The following is a 21,008-nucleotide window of genomic DNA, read 5'->3' as shown; positions in this document are numbered from 1 at the left end:
GCGGTGGCCGGTTCGGCGATCGCGCGCGTCCGGCCGCAGCGATCCCGGTGTCCGGCGCCCCCCGGTTCGGCACCTTGTTAGGTTAGGCTAACCTGTGCTGCGTGCCTGGTGGTGAAGAGATATCCGCGACCCCGAGCCCCCGTGGTCATCGACTGACGGCCACCGGGGTCACCGTGGCGTACGACGGCACCGACGTCGTGCACGACGCCTCGATGACGCTGCGACCCGGTGAGGTCACCGCCCTGGTGGGCCCGAACGGAAGCGGCAAGTCGACACTCCTGCGCACGCTGGCGCGTCTGCTGCGGCCCAGGACCGCCACGCTCGTCCTCGACACGGACACCGACGGCCTCGCCCTGAGTTCCCGCGCGTTCGCGCGCCGCGTGGCCCTGCTGACCCAGGGCCGCCCCACGCCCAGCGGGCTGACGGTGCGCGACGTCGTCGAGTTCGGCCGCTACCCGTACCGGGGCCGCTGGGGCGGGGCGGACCCGGACGGCCCCGCCGCGGTGGACCGCGCGCTCGCCATGACGGGCGCGTCGGAACTCGCCGACCGCGGGGCCGAGCACCTCTCCGGAGGGCAGCTCCAGCGGGTCTGGCTGGCCGGCTGCCTCGCCCAGGAGACCGGCGTGCTCCTGCTCGACGAGCCGACGACCTACCTCGACCTGCGCTACCAGGTCGAACTCCTCGACCTGATCCGCGACTTGGCGGACGACCACGGGATCGCCGTGGGCACGGTCCTGCACGACCTGGACCAGGCCGCGGCCGTCGCCGACCGGATCGTCCTGCTCGACGAGGGACGGATCGCCGCCGAGGGCCCGCCCGAGGACGTCCTGACGCCCCAGCGGCTGACCGAGACGTACGGCATCCGCATCGACGTCGACACCGACCCCGTCACCGGCCGGCTGCGCACCCGCGCCATCGGCCGGCACCACACGCGAACCGAAAGGCTCAGTGCCCCTTCATGAGACGCCTCCTCCTCGCCGCGGTCACCGCCGCGGCCCTCACCCTGACCGCCTGCGGGACGACCGAGCCCGCCGCCGACGGCACGGCGGAGAAGACCGCCGAGCGCATCACCCTCACCGACGCCTCCGGTACGGAGGTCGAGCTCGACGGGCCCGCCGAGAAGGTCGTCGGCACCGAGTGGAACATCGTCGAGAGCCTGATATCGCTGGGCGTCGACCCCGCCGGCGTCGCCGACGTCAAGGGTTACAGGACCTGGGACACCGCGGTCCCGCTGAAGAACGAGCCCAAGGACATCGGCACCCGCGGCGAGCCCAGCATGGACACCATCGCCGCCCTGAAGCCGGACCTCGTCGTCGCCACCACCGACCTGCCGCCGGCCGCCGTGAAGCAACTGCGGAAGATCGCCCCGGTCCTGGAGGTGCGCCCCGCCGACGCCTCCGACCCGATCGGGCAGATGACCGAGAACCTCGACCTCATCGCCGAGGCCACCGGCACCACCGAGCGGGCCGGGAAGCTGAAGAAGGAGTTCGACACCAAGATCACCGAGGGGAGGAAGGCCCTCGCCGGCGCCGGTCTCGACGGTGCCCCGTACGCCTTCGCCGACGGCTACGTCGTCTCCAACCAGGTCTCCATCCGCCCCTTCACCAGCGGCTCGCTCATCGGCGCCGTCAACGAGAAGCTCGGCCTGGAGAACGCCTGGACCGTCAAGGGCGACAAGGCCTACGGCCTCGGCACCACCGACGTCGAAGGGCTCACCGAGCTGGACGACGACACGCACTTCGCCTACATCGGCAACGACGGCGACAAGAACAGCAACCCCTTCGCCGGCGCCCTCGCCGACGACAAGGTGTGGACCTCGCTGCCGTTCGTGCAGCAGGACAACGTCCACCGGCTGCCCGACGGCATCTGGATGTTCGGCGGCCCCGAGTCGATGAACCAGTACATCGACTCCGTCGTCGCCGCGCTGACGCGGTAGCCCATGACCGTCACCGCGACACCTCCCGCCACCCGTCCGGCGGCGGCACCGTCCCGGACGGGTGCGGCCGCGGTGACGGCCGCACTGCTCCTGCTGGTCACCGCCCTCGCACTGGTGGACGTCACCGAGGGCACGGCCGCCGTGGGCGCCCCCGAGGTCTGGAAGGCGCTCACCGGCCGGGCCGACCCCGCCGACGCGTCCGTCGTCATCGCCTCGCGGCTGCCGAGAACGGCCGCCGGGCTGCTCGTCGGGGCCGTGCTCGGGGCGGCGGGCGCCGCCCTGCAGGCGGTCAGCCGCAACGTCCTCGCCTCGCCCGACACCCTCGCCGTCAACGCCGGCTCCTACCTGGCCCTGGGGCTCGCCGCCGCCACCGGCGTCTCGCTCCCGCTGCTCGCCTCCTCCGGCGTGGCCTTCGCCGGCGGTCTCGCGGCGGCGGCCGTGGTGCTCGGGCTGTCCGGCCTCGGCTCCGGAACCGTCCGCCTCGTCCTGGCCGGCAGCGCCCTCACCCTCGGCCTCACCGCCGTCACCCAGGGACTGCTCCTGCTGTTCCCGCGGGAGACGGAGGGCCTCTACGCGTGGAACCAGGGCAGCATCGCCCAGAACGGCTTCGACGGCGTCCTGCAGACGGTGCCCCTCGCCGTCGCCGGGTTCGCCGGGCTGCTGCTTCTCGCCCGCCGGATGGACGCCCTGGCGCTCGGCGACGACGCGGCCCGCGGCCTCGGCGTCCCGGTGCGGGCCACCCGCGTCGGCGCCGTCGTGCTCGCGGCGCTCCTCTCCACGGCCGCCGTCACCCTCGCCGGGCCGATCGGCTTCGTCGGCCTGTGCGCACCCGCCCTCGTCCGCCCCCTCGCGCGCCGGTTCCGCGCCTTCGCCCGGACCCGTGCCGCCCTTCCCCTCGCCGGCCTCACCGGCGCCGCCCTGGTGCTCGGTTCGGACGTGGTGCTGCGCACGGCCGTCGCGGCCGACACCGCCGTCGCCGTGCCGACCGGCGTCGTCACCGGCCTCCTCGGCGCCGTCTTCCTGATCGTCATGGCCACCCGGCTCCGGGACACCTCGGGCGCCGCGGCCGACCCGGTGCGCATCAGGAGCCGGGCCGTCTTCCTCACCACCACGGCCGTTCTCGCGGCCCTGCTCGCCGGTGTGGTCATCGCCGCCGTCCTGCTGGGAGACGCCAAGCTGCTGCTGGGCGACGTGGCCAACTGGGCGCTCGGGCGCGCCGGGCAGACCACCGGGTTCGTCCTCGACACCCGGGTGCCGCGCGTCCTCGCCGCCCTCCTCGCGGGCGGCGCGCTGGCCCTGTCCGGGACGCTCGTCCAGGCCGTGACGCGCAACCCGCTCGCGGAACCCGGCATCCTGGGCGTCTCCCACGGGGCCGCGCTGGGCGCCGTGCTGCTCGTGACGACGGTGCCGGCGGCCGGGGCGTGGAGCGTGGCCGGAGCGGCCTTCGCGGGCGCCGCGGTCAGCGCCCTCGTCGTCTTCGGGCTCGCCGCGCGCGGCGGGTTCCGCCAGAACCGGCTGGTCCTCGTCGGATTCGGCGTCGCCACCGGGACGGGCGCCCTGATCAGCCTGCTCATCGTGCTGACCGACCCCTTCAACGCCACGAAGGCGCTCACCTGGCTCTCGGGCTCCACCTACGGCCGGACCCTGCCCGACGTGGTCCCCCTCGCGGCCGCCCTCGCCGTGGGCCTGGCCGTCGCCGCCGCGCGGCGCACCGAGCTCGACCTCGTGTCGCTCGACGAGGACACCCCGCGCCTCCTCGGACTCGGCCTCGCCCGCGGGCGCCTCGGCTTCCTCGCCCTGAGCGTCCTGCTCAGCGCCACGGCCGTCGCCGCCGCGGGCACCATCGGCTTCGTCGGTCTCGTCGCCCCCCACGCGGCCCGCGCCCTCGCCGGCCGGCGGCACGCCCGGGTCATACCGGTCGCGGTGCTGCTGGGCGCCGTCCTGGTCTGCACCGCCGACCTGGTGGGCCGCACCGTGATCGCGCCCGCCCAGCTCGGCGCCGGCCTCATGACCGCCGTGATCGGCACCCCGTACTTCCTCCACCTGCTGGTCCGCACCCGCCGGTAATCTCAGAGGGTTCTGAGGTTCCGTCGCTAGCGTCCCCGGCATGGTGCGAGATTTCCTGATCATCGGGGCCGGACCGGCCGGGCTGCAGCTCGCGGCCCTCATGGAACGCGACGGCCGCGACTACGTCGTCCTGGAGCGGGGGAGCGGGCCGGGGACGTTCTTCACCCGGTATCCCCGGCACCGCCGGCTCATCTCGGTCAACAAGGTGCACACCGGGTACTCCGACCCGGAACTGAAGCTGCGCATGGACTGGAACTCGCTGCTCAGCGACGATCCGGAGCTGCTCTTCACGCGCTACAGCGAGCGCTACTTCCCGCACGCCGACGACATGGTGCGCTATCTGGCCGACTTCGCGGAACGCACCGGTGCCCGCGTCGAGTACGGCACCGAGGTCGTCCGCGTCTCCCGATCGGAGGACGGCTTCACCGTGCTCGACGGCGGCGGGCGGGAGTGGCGGGCGCGGCGGATCGTCGTGGCCACCGGCGTCTCCGCCCTCAACGAGCCGCCGATCCCCGGCATCGGGCTCGCCGAACGCTACGACACCTTCGACCCGGACCCGGCGTCCTTCACCGGCCGGCGGGTGCTCGTCATCGGCAAGGGCAACTCCGGCTTCGAAACGGCCGACGCCCTGATGGAGAAGGCGGCGGTGATCCACGTCGCCGGGCCGCACTCGGTGCGGATGGCCTGGCAGACCCACTTCGTCGGGCATCTGCGCGCGGTGAACAACAACTTCCTGGACAGCTACCAGCTCAAGTCGCAGAACGCGGTCCTCGACGGCAGCGTGGAGAGCATCGAGCGGGCCGGCGACGGCCGGTTGCGGGTGATGTTCCGCTACGCCCGGACCGCGGAGCGGCTGCGCGAACTGCACTACGACCGGATCATCGCCTGCACCGGCTTCCGCTTCGACGCCTCCGTGTTCGACGCGGACTGCCGTCCCGCTCTCGTCATCGACGACCGGTTCCCCGAGCAGACCTCCGCCTACGAGTCGGTGAACGTCCCGGGCCTGTACTTCGCCGGAACGCTGACCCAGCAGCGGGACTTCAAGAGGTCGACCAACGGCTTCGTCCACGGCTTCCGGTACGGGACGCGCGCCCTGCACCGCATCCTGGGCGCGCGGTACCACGGCGCGCCGTGGCCGGGTGAGCCGCTCGCCGCGGCGCCGGAGGCGATCGCCGACGCGATCACCGCCCGCGTCAACCGCTCGTCCGCCCTGTGGCAGCAGTTCGGTGTCCTCGGCGATGTCGTCAGCGTGGACGGCGACCGGGCCCGGTACGAGGAGGAGGTCCCGCTCGACTATGTCACCGACGGCCTGCTCGGTGGAGCGCCGCACCGCTTCACCGTCGATCTGGAGTACGGGCCGGACCACGAGCAGGCCGACCCGTTCGACGCCACCGTGCCCCGCGTCGCGGAGAACGACGCCGACCACGCGATGGACTCCACCTACCTGCACCCCGTCGTCCGCCATTACCGCGACGGCGTCCTCGCCGGCACCCACCATCTGGCGGAGAACCTGGAGAACGACTGGGACATCCCGGTGGTCCACCGGCAGCCGCTCACCGCGTTCGTGAAGGACTGCCTTGTCCTACGTGGCTGAGTCCGACGTGGCCGAGTCCGATGTGGCCGAGCAGTTCCCCGGCGCCGTCCTGGACCTCCTCGGCGCGGCGGGGGAGCGGCCGGTGTTCGAGCACGCCGGCCGGGCGGTCTCCGGGGACGAGCTGCTCGGTATGGTGCGGCGCGCCGCGCGCTGCCTGCGGCGGCACGGCGTGGGGCCCGGCGACGGCGTCGCCATGCTGCTCGGCGTGGGGCCCGGGGCGTTCGCCGCGATCACCGCCGCGCACACGGTCGGCGCCCGCGTCGTCGGCGTGCGGCCCGGGCTGCCCGAACGCGGCCGGGCCCGGCTGCTGCGGGACACCGGCGTCACGGTCACCGACCGCCCCGGCGGCCCGGACGGTGCGCGGCCCGGGCTCGTCCTGCCGCTCGGCGAACTCCTCTCCGCGCCGGACGACGGCCGCCGGCCGCGCGCCGCGGGCCGGCCGGGGGACGTGGCCAGGCTCCTCCACACCAGCGGCAGCACGGGTGTTCCCAAGGCGTGCGCGCAGACGTACGCGGCGATGACCGCGGGGTGGGCGCTCCGGCCGGACGCCTGGCCGCCGGCGATCCGTGAACTCGCCGGGCACATGCACCGGTTCCTGGTGTTCGGCACCCTGGCGAGCCAGGTGATGATGGAGTACGGGCTGCTGGCCCTCGCGGCGGGCGGCACCCTCGTCACCGCCGACCCGCCGGACCTGCCCGGCGCGATCGTGCGGCACCGGGCGACCGCGAGCGTCGTCACCGTGCCCCGGCTGGTGAAGCTCGTGGCGGACCAGCGTGCCTCGCCCGCCGATCTGAGCGGCCTGCGCGCGCTGATGGTGTCCGGCTCCCCGCTGGAGCCGGGGCACCTGCGCGAGGCCGCGGACGTGCTCGGCCCGGTGGTCTTTCACGGCTACGGCCAGACCGAGACCGGCATGATCTCCATGGCCACCCCGTCCGACGTGCCCGGCTCGCTCGGCGTGCCGCCCGTCGAGCTGGAGGTCCGGGACTCCTCCGGCCGCCCGGTCCCGCCCGGCACCGACGGCGAACTGTTCGTCCGCACCCCGTCGCAGAGCACCGGCTACTGGCGCGAACCCGGCCTCACCGCAGGGGTGTTCGCCGGCGGCTGGGTGCGCACCCGCGACCTCGGCCGGCTCGACGCGGGCGGCCGGCTGTGGCTCACCGGGCGGACCCGCGATGTGATCATCGTGAACGCCGAGGTGCACTACGCCGGACCGGTGGAGCGGCTGCTCGCCGGTCATCCGGCGGTGGCGGAGGCGTATGTCGTCGCCGTCCCCGACGCCGGCACCGGGGAGGCCGTGCACGCCTTCGTCGTGCCCGCCGCCGGTGCCGTCCCGCGCCTCGACGAGCTGCGGGCGCTGGTCGCCGGGGAGCTGGGCGGGGCGTGCGCGCCGACCCGTCTCACGCTCATCGACGAGGTGCCGCTCACGTCCGCGGGGAAACCCGACAAACAGCGCCTCGCGTCCGGGTGACGGCCCGCCCCGCCCCCGCGCGCACCGCCCCCGCGCCCGCCGGCAGCGGCGCGGCCCGGGCGCCGCCGGGGCCGGCCGCCGGGCCCGTCCGCCGCGGTCTCCCCGGCAGGGAACCGCAGGCCGCGGCCCCGCGTGATCAAGGGCATGACGCAGTGGGGGGAGACGAGGCGCGCCGTGGTGCATCTGGTGGCCGTCTGGCTGGCCGGATGCGCCCTGACCGGCATGCAGGTGATAGCGGTGCTCGCCGCGCTCTTCTCCGGCGGAGCGGCTCCGCTCGCCGCCCTTCTCGCCGGGGTGGTGCTGATGGCGGTGGCCGTGCTCGCGGCCCTCGGATCCGCCGTCCGCACGATGGTGCCGCTCCTGCGCAGGCCGCGAGGGCTGTGGGCCTGGACGGCGGGCGTCTACGCGCTCGGCACGGCCGGTGCGTCCGGGGCCGCCGTGGTGTACATCACCGTCAACCGTCTGGACCGCGGTCTTCTGCTCTACGCGGTCGGAGGCGCCTGCTACATGGTCGCCGCCGCGCTCTTCCTCCCCGGCACCCGCGTCAGACTGGGCGCCCTCGGAGCGGCGGCCGCCCTCGCCGCCGGCGTCGCGTACACCACCTGGGCGGCCGCGCAGCCGCCCACGCTCGGCGAGTGGATCAGCGCCAACGGCGTGGACCGCGGCATGCTGCGGGTCGGCGACCCGCCGCCGGGGTACACCCTGCGCGGCGTGGGCGCGAGCGAGGACGGCTTCAGCGCCCATTACGCGCGGCCGCGCTCCGAGCCGCTGCACCTCGGCGTGGAACGGGCGGGACACGACACCCGGCGCGTCGACGCGCGCGACTGCCCGGTTCCCCGCGGCGACCCGATCCGCTGCACGGACGACGGCGGAGGCCGCCAACTGCGCGTCTACGAGGGGGACTACGAGCACTGGGAGCTGCGTCTGCGCCGTGACGGCCTGGTGTACACCGTGGCCGGGGACGGCTCTCCCACCGATCGGTCCGCGGCCCGGCACATTCTGTCGACGCTCAGGCCGGCGACCGACGCCGAACTCGCCGGTTTGACGGAGTTGCCGATGAGGCGATGACGGAGCCGGGGTCCCGGGCAGCCACCCGGCTCCGTCCGGATCACGGGCCGCCGGCCCGGCCCGGCGACGGCGTCACGCCTCCACGGGCTGCCGCACCGCGCCCCGCGGGGCCCGTTCGCGCCGGTCGAGGAACGCCAGCAGCGGCGGCGCCATGACGGTGGTGACGATGGCGACCACCACCAGGGCGCTGAACATCGCCTGGGTCACGATCCCCGCCGCCAGGCCGAGGTTGAGCGCGATCAGCTGCATCAGACCCCGCGCGTTCATCAGGGCCCCGACCCGCAGCGCCACCCTGTTCGGCTCACCGGCGGCCCGGGCGGCGAGCCAGCAGGCGCCGAACTTCCCGGCGACGGCGACCACCACGCACCCCGCGGTGAACACCAGCACCGAACCGTCGCCCAGCAGGGCGAAGTCGGTGTTCAGCCCGGAGTAGGTGAAGAACAGCGGCAGGAACACCGCGCCCACCGGCTTGAGCGCGGCGACCGTGTGGTCCAGCCGTTCGGAGCGCGGGAACACCACGCCGAGGCTGAACGCGCCGAACACCGCGTACAGCCCGACGACATCGGTGTACCAGGCCGCCAGGAACAGGACGCCGACCAGCACCGGCAGCAGGTTCTCCGGCGCCGTCCGGTCGGCGAGCAGCGCGGTGCGGCCGTGCAGGCGGAGGAACACCGCCATCGCCGCCAGGAGGCCGAACGCGCCCGCGACGGCGAGCGACACCAGCCCGGCGCTGCCGGCGGCGATGCTGAACACGGCGGCGAGAAGCACCCACGCCACGGCGTCGTCGACGGCACCGGCGCCCAGGGCGATCGACCCGAACCGGCTGCCGGTCAGGCCCCGTTCACTGATGATGCGGGCCAGCATCGGGAACGCGGTCACGGCGAGCGCGACGCCGGTGAACAGGGCCGACACCACCAGCGGCACGCCCTCGGCCAGGACGCCGCCGCGCTCGCCGGCCACGACGACGAGGGCCGCGCCGAGCACCACCGGGACCAGCACCCCGGCCGCGGAGATCAGCCCGACGGGCCGGGCGACGCCGCGCAGCCGGTCGACGCGGAAGTCCCAGCCGACGTGGAACATGAACGCGACCAGGCCGATCTGCCCGACCACATAGAGGACCGGGCGCAGGTCCTGCGGGAAGAGACCCGCCTCGACGCCGGGGAACAGGGCGCCGAGCACCGACGGGCCGAGCACCACCCCGGCGAGCATCTCGCCGACGACGGGCGGCTGCCCGAGCGGGCGCAGCAGCCGGCTCACGAGCCGGCAGACGGCCAGGATCACCACGACCGAGAGGAAGAAGGCGGGCGCGAGCTCCGCGGGCGTCATCCGCGTTCCCCTTCCGGGCGGCCCGGGACGGGGCGGGCGGCCGGGCAGCGCGTGGCCGGCCGCTCCTCGAAATGGCGTGCGGCCGGCCGCAGCCGGCGGGCGTGCAGCACCATGACCGTGCCGAGCACCAGCTGGCGCACGCCCCGGGTGACGTCCTCGACCCCGTCCCGCAGCCGGAGATACGTCCGCAGCGCCCCGAGCCGGCGGGCCCCGGGGGAGAGGCCGCGCGGAATCAGCAGGCAGGGGGCGCGGTGCGGCAGGGATCTGGTGTGCGAGGCGGCGGAGTCGAGCCGGTACCGGCCGAGCACCTCGCGGACCGCGGCCCGCAGCACCACCGGTGACAGCCGCCACGCCGGGCAGGGCCGGTTCGCGGCCACCCCGAACGGGATGTGGTGGGCGTGCTTGGCGGACAGGGTGGCCCAGCGGTCCGGGTCGAACACCTCCGGCCGGTCGTACCCCGTGGCGTGGTAGCCGGGGTAGCTGAAGCACACCACGGAGCCGGCGGGCAGCACGGTGTCCGCGTCGAGCGGGATCTCGCCGGTGGTGATGCGGTGCGCGATGCCGAACAGCGGGTAGAGCCGCATCGTCTCGTCGAGCACCCGGGTGAGGTACCGCTCGTCCGAGGGGTCCGCCGACAGGCGCCGCTGCACCGGGTGGTGGCGGGCGAGGGCGAGCAGGACGTGCGCGGTCGCCTCGGACAGCTGGACGACGGCGGTGTTGAAGAACGTCCCCTGCAGATAGTGCACCTGTTCCGCGGGCGTCAGTGTCTCCGGCAGCCGGTGCGGTACGTCGCCGGCCGCGACCCGTGCGTGCAGATACGCGGTGAGCCGGGCCCGGCGCCGCGGATGGCGCAGGCCGGTGCACTTCAGGGCGGTGACCACGTCGTTCGCGTGCGCGGTGATCAGCTCGCGGGCGTGCGGCGGGCACGGCTCCCTGAACACCAGTTCGTAGCAGAAGGCGGCCCAGGCGGGCATCACCAGGTCCCGCAGCCGGACGAGGCTGATCCGGGTGTCCGGCAGGGCGTCCAGCACCTGCCCGACGGCGCGGCCGGCCGCGGCGGCGAGACCGGCGGAGTCTCCGGCGAGGACGCGGCGGGTGGCCGCGGCCACGTCCTCGTAGCGTTCGCCGGCCTCCAGGTGCTCCTGGTGCACCTCCGGCCCCGGGGACAGCCAGTACCAGAACAGGTCGGACAGGCCCGCCCCCGCGCTCCGCCCGTTCGCGGCCGGGTGGGCGTACACCCGCTCGAACACCTCCGGGCCGTACCCGGCGCCCGGCAGGGTCACGACCCGGTCGCCGTTGACCCTCTCGAAGATGCGCACGCGCAGCGCCACCACGCCGCGCGGCAGCCACCAGCCGTCCGCGGCGGCCCGCTTGGGCTCCCCGCTCACCCCGGCTCCGCTCACCCCGTCCCCGGCTCCGCTCACCACGTCTCCTCCCTCCGGACGACCATGTCCCCGGTCAGATCGGTGTTCCGGCGCCCCCCGCACAGGGCGAGCGTGTGGTCGTACTCGTCGCGCAGCGCCGCGAGGACCCGCCGGACCCCGGCCTCGCCCTGGGCGGCCAGGCCCCACACCACCGGGCGCCCGACACCCACGGCCGACGCGCCCAGCGCGAGCGCGACGGCGATGTCCCCGCCCCGCCGCACACCGCCGTCCAGCAGGACCGGGACCCGGCCCGCGACCGCGCGGGCGACCGCGGGCAGGCAGTCCACCGCCGCCGGGACGGTGTCGCACTGGCGGCCGCCGTGGTTGGAGACGATCACCCCGGCGGCGCCGTGCTCGACGGCCGGCAGCGCGTCCCGCGGGTGCAGGATCCCCTTGAGCAGGACGGGAAGTGCGGTCATCCGCCGGATGCGGTCGAGGTCCCGCCACGAGACCGCCGGGGACATGGCGATGGCGGCGGGCCGGCCGGGCGGGGCACCGGGCAGGCCGCGCATGTTCTCCGCGGCGTATCCGGGCGGCAGGTCGGTGAACCCGTTGCGCAGATCCCTGGTGTGCCGGCCGAAGACCGGTGAGTCGACCGTGAGCACCAGCGCCGTGCACCCCGCGTCCTCGGCGCGCCGGACGAGCGCCTCGGTGACGTCCCGGCGGGGGTGCGGATAGAGCTGGAACCACACGGCCGGGTCCGCGGCCGTCCCGCGCGCGGCCGCGACGACGTCGGCGACCGCCGTGGTCGCGGCCGTCCCCGTCACCAGGACGGCTCCCTCGGCCGCGGCGGCGCGGGCCGTGGCGCGTTCGCCGTGCCGGTGCGCCAGCCGGTGGAACGCGGTCGGCGCGACGACCACGGGTGACGCCCCCGGGGCCCCCGGCAGGTCCACGGCGGTGTCCCGCGTCTCGCTGCCGCACAGCACCCTCGGCAGCAGCGCGTACCGGTCGAAGGCCCGTTCGTTCGCGGCGAGGACCCGCTCCTGGCCCGCGCCGCCCGCCACGTAGTCGTAGGTGACCGGGTCCAGCGCCGCGCGGGCCGCGTCGTGCAGCTCGCGGAGCGTCACGGCGCCACCCGGGCGGCCGGCGTCACCGGGGCGGCCGGGGCCGCGGGGGCAGCGGGGGTCCCGGCGGCGGCCGGGCGGAGCCGGTCGGTCAGGAACGCGCGGAGCGGGGCGCGGTGGATCTCCTCGCTGTCCCACTCGTTCTCCAGGTTCTCCGTGAGGTGGTGCTCGGCGGTGAACTCCCCGCCCCGGTACCAGCGGACGACCGGGTGCAGATAGCGGCCGTCGAGCCCCCGCACGTCCTGCTGGGACGTGCGGCCCGCGCGGACGTCGAAGGGATCCACCCGGTCGTGGTCGGCCCCGTACTCCAGGGTGATCACCGCGTGGGCGGCCACCTCCCCGAAGTCGCCGGCCCGGACGGCGTCCGGCGCATGGCCGACCGGGACCTCCTCGGCGTAGCGCAGCGTCCCGTCGGGGGCGGCCAGCAGCAGGTCGCCGAGGACGCCGAACTGCTGCCACAGCGCCGAGGACCGGTTGACGCGGGTGATGACCGCGTCCACGGCCCGCTCCACGGCGTCCCCGAGGTCCGTCACCGGCCAGGGCTCCCCGTGGTGGCGCTGCCGCAGCACCCGGTGCAGGGCGCGGACCGAGTAGCGGAACCCGTGGATGAAGCCGGTGGTGGCCTTGCGGAACTCCCGGGCCTGCATCAGCGTCCCGGCGAAGTACAGACCGGGCACGTTGACCGACTCGCCGACGGGCGTCACGGCCGGGAAGCGCCCGTTGACCGCCAGTCCGGGCCGGCAGCCGTCGTCGAAGAGGGAGGCGTCGAAGCGGAAACCGGTCGCGACGACCACCCGGTCGTACCGGATCTCCCGGACCGCCTCGTCGACCCGCTCGAAGGCGACCGGTACGCGGTACCCGTCCGCGTCGCGGCGGATCGCGAGCACCCGGCCGTCGAGGACCGCGTTCTGCGACTTGAGCTGGTAGCTGTCCAGGAAGTTGTTGTTCACCGCGCGCAGATGCCCGACGTAGTGCGACTGCCACGCCAGCCGCAGCGACCCGGGGCCGACGACGTGGATGACCGCCGCGGTCTCCATCAGGGCGTCGGCCGTCTCGAAACCGGAGTTGCCGCGGCCGATGACGAGCACCCGCTGCCCGGTGAAGGACTCCGGGTCCGGGTCGAAGGTGTCGTAGCGCTCGGCCAGTTCGATGCCCGGGATCGGCGGCAGGTACGGCAGGGACACCCCGGTCGCGGCCACCAGGCGCGGCGCCCGCCAGGTCCGTCCGGTGCGGTCGAGCGCCGTGAACCCGTCGTCCGAGCGGGAGACGCGGACGATCTCGGTGCCGTACTCGACGCGCGCACCGGTCCGTTCCGCGAAGTCCGAGAGGTAGCGCACCATGTCGTCGGCCGGCGGGAAGTACCGCGGGCTGTAGCGGGTGAACAGCAGCTCCGGATCGTCGCTCAGCAGGGAGTTCCAGTCCATCCGCAGCCGCAGCTCCGGATCCTCGTATCCGGTGTGCACCTTGTTGACCGAGATGAGTTGACGGTGCCGGGGGAACCGCGTGAAGAAGGTGCCGGGGCCACTGCCGCGCTCCAGAACGACGTAGTCCGCACCGTCCCGCTCCAGGAACGCGGCGAGCTGCAGTCCCGCGGGTCCCGCTCCGATGATCAAGTAGTCGTACGCCATGGCCCGGGAAGCTATCCACCGCATCTCAGAGCGCTCTGAGATTGCCCCGTTACGTTTCCGCCGTGCTGACCACCACGGACACCGTCCCGCTCACCCGCCCCCCGGACTCCGCCGCCCTGCGCCGCGCGGCGGCACCGCTCACCGTCACCGTGGACGACGAGGTCCGCGCACGCGTCGCCCGGGGCCGCCGCTTCTTCCACGCGGCACGCCACGGCAACGGCAACGGCGGCGGGGACCGCCGGATCTACGGCGCCACCACGGGCTTCGGCGCCCTCGCCGGATTCGCCGGCCGCGCCGACGAGGCCGACCAGTGCGACAACACCCTGGCGCACCTCGGCGCCGGCCAGGGCCCGGACCTGCCGCCCGGCATCGTCCGGGCCGCCCTGCTGCTGCGCACCGCGTCACTCGCCCGGGGCCTCTCCGGCGTGTCCGCCGAGGTCGTCGAGCGGCTCGCCGCCATGTTCGCCACGACGTTCTGCCCGGCCGTCCCCCGCTACGGATCGGTCGGGGCGAGCGGCGACCTGATCCCCCTCGCCTACGCCACCCAGGCGCTGCGCGGCCGCGGACACGCCTACCTGGACGGCCGCCGGACGGAGGCCGCCGCCGCGCTGGCCGGAGCCGGACTGCGCCCGCTCGCCCTCGACGGCCGCGACGCGCTCGCGCTCGTCAACGGCACCTCCGTCACCACCGCGGCCACGGCACTCGCCCGCGACGCCGTCCGCACCGCACACCGCGCCCTCACCGCGCTGACCTGCCTGCTGGCCGACGTGCTCGGCTGCGACCCCGGCTTCCTCGACGCCGACCTCATGCGCGCCTACGGCCACCCCGGCGCGGTCGGCGTCGCCGCGCGCATGCGCCGGACGCTCACCGGCACCGCGCCCTCCGGCACCCGGCCCCTGCAGGAGCCGTACAGCATCCGCTGCGCCCCGCAGCTGCTCGGCGCGGCGGAGGACGCGCTGCGCTACGTCGACGGCGTGGTCGCCGCCGACCTCGGCGGCGTCAGCGACAACCCGCTCTTCTTCCCCGGCGGCCCGGAGGAGGCGGCGGAGTGGGACGGGGCGGCGGGGGACGGCACGGCGGGGGACGGCACGGCGGGGGACGGGGCGGCGTCGGAGGGCAAGGTGGTGCACGGCGGCAACTTCTTCGGGCAGCCCGCCGCGTTCGCCGCCGACATGCTCGCCTCCGTCACCGCCCAGCTGGGCAACCTCGCCGAACGCCAGCTCGACCTGCTGGTGGACCCGGCACGCAACGGAGGGCTGCCGCCGATGCTCGCCACCACCCCGGGCACTCAGCACGGCCTGCAGGGCGTGCAGTTGGCCACCACCGCGTTCGTCGCGGAGATCCGCCGCGCCGCGGCACCGGCCGGCATGCAGAGCCTGCCGACGAACCTGCACACCCAGGACGTCGTCCCGTTCGGCACCCAGGCGGCCCTGCGCTCCCACGACATGGCGGAGCTGCTCGGCCTGCTGTGCGGGTCGCTCGCGCTCGGACTGCGCCAGGCCGTCTACGTCGGAGCCCGCCGCCCCACCGCGCCCCGGTGCGCCGCGCTCCTCGACGCCCTCAGCGAGGCGGTGCCCCCGGTCGACCCGGACCGCCCGCTGGACGCGGACGTCCGCGCCGCGGCAGACCTCCTCGCCACCCCCGGCCTCCTCGCCCCGAGCGACTCCCTCGCCACGAGCGCGCCGCCCGCCACGGGCGGCCGGCCCTGACCCGCCGCCACCGTCCCTCCGGGGCGGGCGGACGCCCGGACTCGGGAAGCCGGATGGTGAACCGCGCGCCCCGCCCCGGGTGACCGGTCGCGGCGACCGTGCCGTGGTGGCCGGCGACGATCTCCTTCAGCAGCGCCAGCCCCAGCCCGTACCGGCCGCCGTCGCCACCGCGGTGGAAGCGCTGGAACAGGCGTTCCGCCTCGGCGGGGTCGAAACCGGCCCCGGTGTCCGTGACGGTCAGCTCGACCACGCCGCCCGCCCGCGCCAGGGACACCTCGATCCGCCCGCCCGGCGGGGTGTGCCCGATGGCGTTGGCCAGCAGTTCGCCGACCGCGCGGCGCAGCGCGGACTCCACCCCGTCGACGTACAGGCGGTGCGGCGGCCGCTCCACGACCACGGTGAGCCCGCGGTCCCGCGTCCGGTCGGCCTCCTCGGCGGCCACCGACCGGGCCAGTTCGGCCAGTTCGACCGGACGGCACTCGGACCGCCGTGCCGGACTCGCGCCCAGGCTCGCCGACAGCAGCAGATCGTCGATCACCTCGCCGAACCGGCCGACGGAGCCGACCAGTCCGGCCAGCCCGTCACGGTGCGGGGCCGGCAGGTTCTCGGCGGCCGCCTGCCGTGCCAGCACCTGCGCCTTCGTGTACACCCGGGTGATCGGGGTGCGCAGCTCGTGGCTGGCGTCCGTGACGAACCGGCGCTGCCGCGTGAGCGCCTCGGCCAGCGGGGCCACCGCCCGGCGCCCGAGGACCAGCCCGGTCAGGGCCGCGGCGACCAGACCCACGAGCTCGGCGACGCCCAGCGCGGACCACAGATGGGCGCGGTCGGCCAGCTGGAAGCGCAGATCGAACACCGCCTGGACCACGGCGCCGTCCGCCCGCCGCTCCGTGCGCACCAGATAGACGGTGTGGTTCCGCTCCACGGTGCGCTCCACGGCCCGGTGGGTCCGGCCCACCCGGTCGACGTCGGCGCGCAGGGGGAAGCCGGCCGGGGCGTTCGCCAGCGGTTCCACGCCGGCGGCGAAGAGCCAGGTGCACACCGGCGGGCTCGACAGGTCCCCGTACTGGGCGCCGTAGCGCAGCTCCCGCCACACCTGGTCGTTCTGGGCGCGCACCATCACCGTGTGGGCGATCCCGCCGACGGCCGTGACCAGGAGCGTGATGATCCCCCCGGTGACGAGGGCGATCCGCAGCCGTGCCCGGCGCACCGCCGCCCACTCCGCCTTCGCCGACGCCCTCACAGCGAGCCCAGCCGGTAGCCGAGCCCGCGGACCGTGCGCACCACCTGCCGGCCGAGCTTGCGGCGCAGGTAGTAGACATAGGTGTCGACGATGGAGGACGCGGGCGCCTCCTGGAACACCAGCCGGCGCAGCTCCGACCGGGAATGGACGAGGTTGGGGCGCGAGGCCAGCGCCCACAGCAGGGCGAACTCCCGTGCGGCGAGGGCGATCCGCTCACCGTCGGCCAGTTCGACCTCCCGGGGGCCGACGTACAGCCGGCCCGAGCCGATGCGGAGCACGTCGGTCGCGTCGCGCCCTCTGCGGCACAGGGCCCGTAACCGGGCGCTCAGCTCGTCGAGTTCGAACGGCTTGACCAGATAGTCGTCGGCGCCGGCGTCGAGTCCGTCGACCCGGTCGTGCACGGTCCCCAGCGCGGTCAGCAGCAGCACCGGGGCGCGGACCGCCCGGGACCGCAGCCTGCCCAGCAGGTCGAGGCCGTCCAGCGCCGGCAGCCGCCGGTCGATGACCAGCGCGTCGTACCGCCGGGTCAGGCCCAGGTGCAGGCCCCGCTGCCCGTCGGTCGCGACATCGACGGAGTAGCCCTCGTCCCGCAGCACCCCGGAGAGCAGGGACACCAGCTCCCGGTCGTCCTCGATCAGCAGCAGCCGCCACGGGTCCCGCACACGTCCCTGTGCCACCGTCCCACTCCCCTTCACCTCCTCCCCGCCGCCCCGCCAACGACCGGGCCCGGCACGGAGATTCCCGGGAACGGGACCGGGGCCGGCCGGACGGGGGCCCGAGCGTCGGGATCGCGCCACCGCGCGGTACCCGCCGGTTGCCCCCGGGCGGCACGCCGCCGACGCGCGGTCCCCTCCCGGCCGCGCCCGCGGGCCGGGGGCCGCACCCGCGGCCGCAGGACGATCCGTCCCGCCGACGGCCCGCGGAACCGGCGGTGGACGCCCGGCGGACCGGCCCCTAGATTCGCCGCATGGGAGACGTCTCGCGCCGGCGCCTGCTCCTCCTCGACGCGGCGGCCGCACTCGGGTTCGCCCTGCTCCCGCAGTTGTCGGTGCTGCGGCCGGACACCGGCGGCACACCCGGCGGGCTCACCGCCTGGCTGCTCCCGCTCGCCGCCGCGCTGCCGCTCGCCGCCCGCCGGCTGTGGCCCGTCCCGGTCCTCGCGGCCGTACTCGCCGCCTCCTGTGCCGCTCTTGCCGCCGGTCTCGGCCCGGCCGTCCTCCTCGCTCCCGCTTACGCGCTCTACCCGGTCGCCACGACACGGCGGAGACGGCCAGGGCGGTCGGCCGTCCTCGTCGGAGGGGCCAGCGCGGCCGGCGCGGCCCTGTTGGCGGTGACGGGAGGGCAGACGTACGAGGGCGGGACCCTGGCGGTGCACCTGCTGTTCGGCCTGCTGGTCCTCGGCGCCACCTGGGCCGCGGGGACGGCGGTCCGGGAGCGGCGGGAGAGCCTGCGCCGGGCCATCGAACAGGCGGCCGAGCAGGCGAAGGTCGAGGAGCGCATGCGGATCGCCCGGGACATCCACGACGTCGTCACGCACAGCGTGGGCCTCATCGCGATCAAGGCCGGTGTCGCCAACCATGTGGTCGCCACGCGTCCCGAGGAGGCGCGCGAGGCCCTGACGGTCATCGAGGAGGTCAGCCGCAGGGCGCTGCGGGACATGCGGGCCACCCTCAAGGTGCTGCGCCGGGAGCCGGGCGGGGAAGCGCAGGACCTCCGGCCGGTCCGCGGCCTGCCGGACCTGCCCTCGCTGGCCCGCACGGCCGAGGCGGCGGGTGTCCGGGTCGACCTGCGGACCGACCGCGCGGAGGAACCGCCGGACGGCGTGGCGCTGGCGGCGTACCGGATCGTGCAGGAGGCGCTGACCAACGTCGTCAAACACGCCGCCCCGACCCGGTGCCTGGTCCGTGTGACGGCGCGGGAGGGCGTACTGACGATCGACGTCACCGACGACGGCCCCGGGCCCGGGCGCCGGGCGGCCGTGCCCGGCGGCGGCATGGGCATCGTCGGGATGGCGGAACGGGCCGCCGCCCACGGCGGGACCCTCACCGCCGGGCCCCGCCCGGGTGCCGACGGCTTCCGGGTCCTCGGGACGCTGCCCTACTGACGTCCGTTCCCCGGCGTGCGTTCCGGCGCGCGCCTCTGGCATGCGCTCCCGGCATGGGCCCCGGGCACGGGCTTCAGGTATGGCCGAAACCGCTCTCATACCCTGGTATGGGTCCGTCCCGGGAGAGCGGCCCGGCCGCTCCCGACCCCGGTCCGATGTGCCCGGCGGCGGCGGCCGGAAGACTCGTCCCGTGATTGACGTCGAAGACCTGACCAAACGGTACGGGCCGGCCACCGTCGTGGGCGGTCTCACCTTCACGGTGCGGCCCGGAGCCGTCACCGGCTTCCTCGGTCCCAACGGCGCCGGGAAGTCGACGACGATGCGGATGATGCTCGGCCTGACCCGCCCGGACGCCGGATCCGCCCGGATCGGCGGGCGGCCCTACAGCGAACTGACCCATCCGCTCCGGCACGTCGGCGCCCTGCTGGAGACCTCGGCCCCGCACCGCGGCCTGACCGCGCGCGACCACCTGCTCTGGCTCGCCCGGAGCAACCGGATCGCCCGGAGCCGGGTCCGCGAGGTCCTGGAGACGGTGGGCCTCGCGGACGCGGCCCGGCGGCGGGTCGGCACCTTCTCCCTCGGCATGGGCCAGCGGCTCGGCCTGGCGGCCGCCCTGCTCGGCGACCCGCCCGTGCTGGTGCTCGACGAGCCCGTCAACGGCCTCGACACGGAGGGCATCCGGTGGCTGCGCGACCTGTTGCGCTCGATGGCCGCCGAGGGCCGGACCGTCCTCGTCTCCAGCCACCTCATGGCCGAGATGTCCATGGTCGCCGACCACCTGGTCGTCATCAGCCGCGGCCGGCTCCTGGCGGACACCGGCATGGCGGACTTCATGCAGCGCCACGGACGGCCCTACGTGCGCGTGCGTACCCCGCACGCCGAACGGCTCGGCAGGGAACTGGAACGCCACGGCGTCACCCCGTCCCGTACCCCCGACGGTGCCCTGGACGTGGTCGGCATGACGGCCGCGGAGATCAGCCGGCTCGCGGCGGAGGGGGGTTTCCCGCTCCGGGACCACCGGCTTCAGCCGGTGGGGGAATCGCATCCTTGGGCCGGAGCCGCGCAGCGGCGGAGCACGCTGCGTTGTCAGTGGGGGCCGGTAGCGTGAACCCGTCAGTGTCGGCCGCGGGGAAACTGGGGAGGTGGGGTGGGTGTGAGGCGGGCGTATCGGTTTCTTCTGCGGCCCACGGTCCGGCAGGAGCGGGCGCTGGTGGAGATGCTGCGGGATCACTGCTCTCTGTACAACGGGGCCCTTCAAGAGCGCCGTGATGCCTACCGGCACAGCTCCCGGACCTCGGTCCGGTATGGGGACCAGTCCGCGCAGCTGAAGGAAATTCGGGCGTTCGATCCGGACCGTCAGGGCAGGTGGTCCTTCTCCAGCCAGCAGGCGACCCTGCGCCGCCTGGACCGCGCGTTCCAGGCTTTCTTCCGGCGGGTGAAGACCGGCGGCACGCCCGGGTACCCGCGGTTCAAGGGGGTCGGCCACTTCGACACCGTGACCTTCCCGAAGGACGGGGACGGCTGCCGGTGGGACTCCACCCCCCACGACACGCAGATCCGGGTGCGGCTGCAGGGCGTCGGGCACGTCCGGGTCCACCGGCACCGGCCGGTGAAGGGCTGGGTGAAGACGGTCGGCGTGAAGCGGGAGGGCCGCCGCTGGTACGTGATCCTGGCCTGCGAGGGGGTGCCCGCAGAGCCGCTGCCCCCGACCGGCAGCAGGGTGGGTATCGACCTGGGCACGGTCCACTTTTTCACCGACTCCGACGGCCACCACGTCGCCAACCCCACATTTCTGCAGGCCTCGGCCGAGGAACTGGCCGCAGCGCAACGGCACCTGGCAACCTTTCCCCAGCGCACGCGGCGTCGGACGAAGAAGCATCGTGCCGCGGCCCGCAAGGTCGCCCGCCTGCACGCGAAGATCCGGCGCCGGCGTCTGGATCATCACCACAAAGCCGCCCTCGCTCTCGTACGCGAGCACGATGTGATCGGGCACGAGCGGCTGAACACCGCGGGCATGACCAAGGCGCCCGCACCCCGGCCCGACCCCGACCGCGACGGTGCGTTCCTGGCGAACGGTGCCGCGGCGAAGGCCGGGCTGAACCGCAGCATCCTGGACGCGGGTTGGGGGCAGTTCCTGCGGATCCTGGCGGACAAGGCTGAAAGCGCCGGTCGCCGCGTGATCCCGGTGGACGCCCGCAACACGTCCCGCACCTGCCCACCCGCAATCGGCGGATGCGGGCACGTGGCGAAGGAGAACCGCGTCACCCAGGCGAAGTTCACGTGCGTCAACTGCGGCCTGGTGGCACACGCCGACCACGTCGGCGCACTCAACGTCAAACACAGGGCCGGGCTGGTCCTCTGCGCCGGTGCCTAGCCACCG

At 75.0% G+C, this 21,008-nt stretch carries 14 protein-coding genes and 2 pseudogenes; 10 read left to right on the top strand and 6 right to left on the bottom strand.

The window, feature by feature from the left end:
- Positions 1-209: 209 nt before the first annotated feature.
- From SXIN_RS06915 to SXIN_RS06890, 6 genes and pseudogenes are all read left to right on the top strand, one after another.
- Positions 210-962: pseudogene (locus tag SXIN_RS06915) on the top strand (ABC transporter ATP-binding protein); the annotation flags it as partial.
- Positions 959-1,936 (top strand): iron-siderophore ABC transporter substrate-binding protein, encoded by a 978-nt coding sequence (locus tag SXIN_RS06910; protein ID WP_019711155.1) that lies wholly within the window; start codon positions 959-961, stop codon positions 1,934-1,936. The pseudogene SXIN_RS06915 and the gene SXIN_RS06910, both read left to right, overlap by 4 nt.
- A 3-nt stretch (positions 1,937-1,939) precedes the next feature.
- Positions 1,940-4,003 carry an iron ABC transporter permease gene (locus tag SXIN_RS06905; RefSeq protein WP_095756743.1) on the top strand — a complete coding sequence of 688 codons (2,064 nt, stop codon included), beginning with the start codon at positions 1,940-1,942 and terminating at the stop codon, positions 4,001-4,003.
- A 40-nt stretch (positions 4,004-4,043) separates the two neighbouring features.
- Complete coding sequence (locus SXIN_RS06900; RefSeq protein ID WP_019711152.1) at positions 4,044-5,597, top strand: NAD(P)-binding domain-containing protein; 1,554 nt, start codon at positions 4,044-4,046, stop codon at positions 5,595-5,597.
- A gap of 22 nt (positions 5,598-5,619) precedes the next feature.
- Positions 5,620-7,065 carry a class I adenylate-forming enzyme family protein gene (locus SXIN_RS06895; RefSeq protein ID WP_095757957.1) on the top strand — a complete coding sequence of 482 codons (1,446 nt, stop codon included), beginning with the start codon at positions 5,620-5,622 and terminating at the stop codon, positions 7,063-7,065.
- A 144-nt stretch (positions 7,066-7,209) separates the two neighbouring features.
- On the top strand, positions 7,210-8,133 hold the full coding sequence (locus SXIN_RS06890; protein ID WP_157916256.1) for a hypothetical protein: 924 nt from the start codon (positions 7,210-7,212) through the stop codon (positions 8,131-8,133).
- Between the two features lie 72 nt (positions 8,134-8,205).
- Here the strand turns inward: SXIN_RS06890 and SXIN_RS06885 are convergent, their stop codons facing one another.
- Genes SXIN_RS06885 through SXIN_RS06870 form a run of 4 tightly spaced genes read right to left on the bottom strand, consistent with a single transcriptional unit; the run spans position 8,206 to position 13,575 of the window.
- Complete coding sequence (locus SXIN_RS06885) at positions 8,206-9,459, bottom strand: cation:proton antiporter (protein ID WP_019711150.1); 1,254 nt, start codon at positions 9,457-9,459, stop codon at positions 8,206-8,208.
- Positions 9,456-10,883, bottom strand: coding sequence for a cytochrome P450 (locus tag SXIN_RS06880; protein ID WP_019711149.1), 1,428 nt, complete (start codon positions 10,881-10,883; stop codon positions 9,456-9,458). The genes SXIN_RS06885 and SXIN_RS06880 overlap by 4 nt, the downstream gene beginning before the upstream one ends.
- A complete protein-coding gene (locus SXIN_RS06875; RefSeq protein WP_095756742.1) occupies positions 10,880-11,950 on the bottom strand; it encodes an alpha-hydroxy acid oxidase in 1,071 nt (356 codons plus the stop codon). The genes SXIN_RS06880 and SXIN_RS06875 overlap by 4 nt, the downstream gene beginning before the upstream one ends.
- Positions 11,947-13,575, bottom strand: coding sequence for an NAD(P)-binding domain-containing protein (locus tag SXIN_RS06870; protein WP_095756741.1), 1,629 nt, complete (start codon positions 13,573-13,575; stop codon positions 11,947-11,949). The genes SXIN_RS06875 and SXIN_RS06870 overlap by 4 nt, the downstream gene beginning before the upstream one ends.
- A gap of 62 nt (positions 13,576-13,637) precedes the next feature.
- Here SXIN_RS06870 and SXIN_RS06865 point away from each other — a divergent pair, with 62 nt between their 5' ends.
- Positions 13,638-15,284, top strand: coding sequence for an aromatic amino acid ammonia-lyase (locus SXIN_RS06865; RefSeq protein ID WP_238153699.1), 1,647 nt, complete (start codon positions 13,638-13,640; stop codon positions 15,282-15,284).
- A 52-nt stretch (positions 15,285-15,336) separates the two neighbouring features.
- Here the strand turns inward: SXIN_RS06865 and SXIN_RS06860 are convergent.
- Positions 15,337-16,401 (bottom strand): annotated as a pseudogene (locus tag SXIN_RS06860) (sensor histidine kinase); the annotation flags it as partial.
- A gap of 119 nt (positions 16,402-16,520) precedes the next feature.
- A complete protein-coding gene (locus tag SXIN_RS06855) occupies positions 16,521-17,201 on the bottom strand; it encodes a response regulator transcription factor (protein ID WP_095756739.1) in 681 nt (226 codons plus the stop codon).
- A 290-nt stretch (positions 17,202-17,491) separates the two neighbouring features.
- Here SXIN_RS06855 and SXIN_RS06850 point away from each other — a divergent pair, with 290 nt between their 5' ends.
- The 3 genes from SXIN_RS06850 (at position 17,492) to SXIN_RS06840 (ending at position 21,002) form a co-directional block, all read left to right on the top strand.
- Complete coding sequence (locus SXIN_RS06850; protein ID WP_095756738.1) at positions 17,492-18,628, top strand: sensor histidine kinase; 1,137 nt, start codon at positions 17,492-17,494, stop codon at positions 18,626-18,628.
- 190 nt (positions 18,629-18,818) lie between these two features.
- Positions 18,819-19,736 carry an ABC transporter ATP-binding protein gene (locus SXIN_RS06845; protein WP_050931097.1) on the top strand — a complete coding sequence of 306 codons (918 nt, stop codon included), beginning with the start codon at positions 18,819-18,821 and terminating at the stop codon, positions 19,734-19,736.
- A gap of 45 nt (positions 19,737-19,781) precedes the next feature.
- Complete coding sequence (locus SXIN_RS06840) at positions 19,782-21,002, top strand: RNA-guided endonuclease InsQ/TnpB family protein (RefSeq protein WP_039823613.1); 1,221 nt, start codon at positions 19,782-19,784, stop codon at positions 21,000-21,002.
- Positions 21,003-21,008: the final 6 nt, after the last annotated feature.

The sequence above is a fragment of the Streptomyces xinghaiensis S187 genome, assembly GCF_000220705.2.
In the GTDB taxonomy this organism is placed as follows: domain Bacteria; phylum Actinomycetota; class Actinomycetes; order Streptomycetales; family Streptomycetaceae; genus Streptomyces; species Streptomyces xinghaiensis.
The sequence above is the reverse complement of the archived record's forward strand: the minus strand, read 5'-3'. Positions and strand labels throughout refer to the sequence as shown.

Excerpts from the sequence above, each read along its gene's own strand:
- SXIN_RS06900 (WP_019711152.1), top strand. The coding sequence starts at position 4,044 with ATGGTGCGAGATTTCCTGATCATCGGGGCCGGACCGGCCGGGCTGCAG.
- SXIN_RS06910 (WP_019711155.1), top strand. The coding sequence starts at position 959 with ATGAGACGCCTCCTCCTCGCCGCGGTCACCGCCGCGGCCCTCACCCTG.
- SXIN_RS06890 (WP_157916256.1), top strand. The coding sequence starts at position 7,210 with ATGACGCAGTGGGGGGAGACGAGGCGCGCCGTGGTGCATCTGGTGGCC.
- SXIN_RS06870 (WP_095756741.1), bottom strand. The coding sequence starts at position 13,575 with ATGGCGTACGACTACTTGATCATCGGAGCGGGACCCGCGGGACTGCAG.
- SXIN_RS06905 (WP_095756743.1), top strand. The coding sequence starts at position 1,940 with ATGACCGTCACCGCGACACCTCCCGCCACCCGTCCGGCGGCGGCACCG.
- SXIN_RS06850 (WP_095756738.1), top strand. The coding sequence starts at position 17,492 with ATGGGAGACGTCTCGCGCCGGCGCCTGCTCCTCCTCGACGCGGCGGCC.
- SXIN_RS06885 (WP_019711150.1), bottom strand. The coding sequence starts at position 9,459 with ATGACGCCCGCGGAGCTCGCGCCCGCCTTCTTCCTCTCGGTCGTGGTG.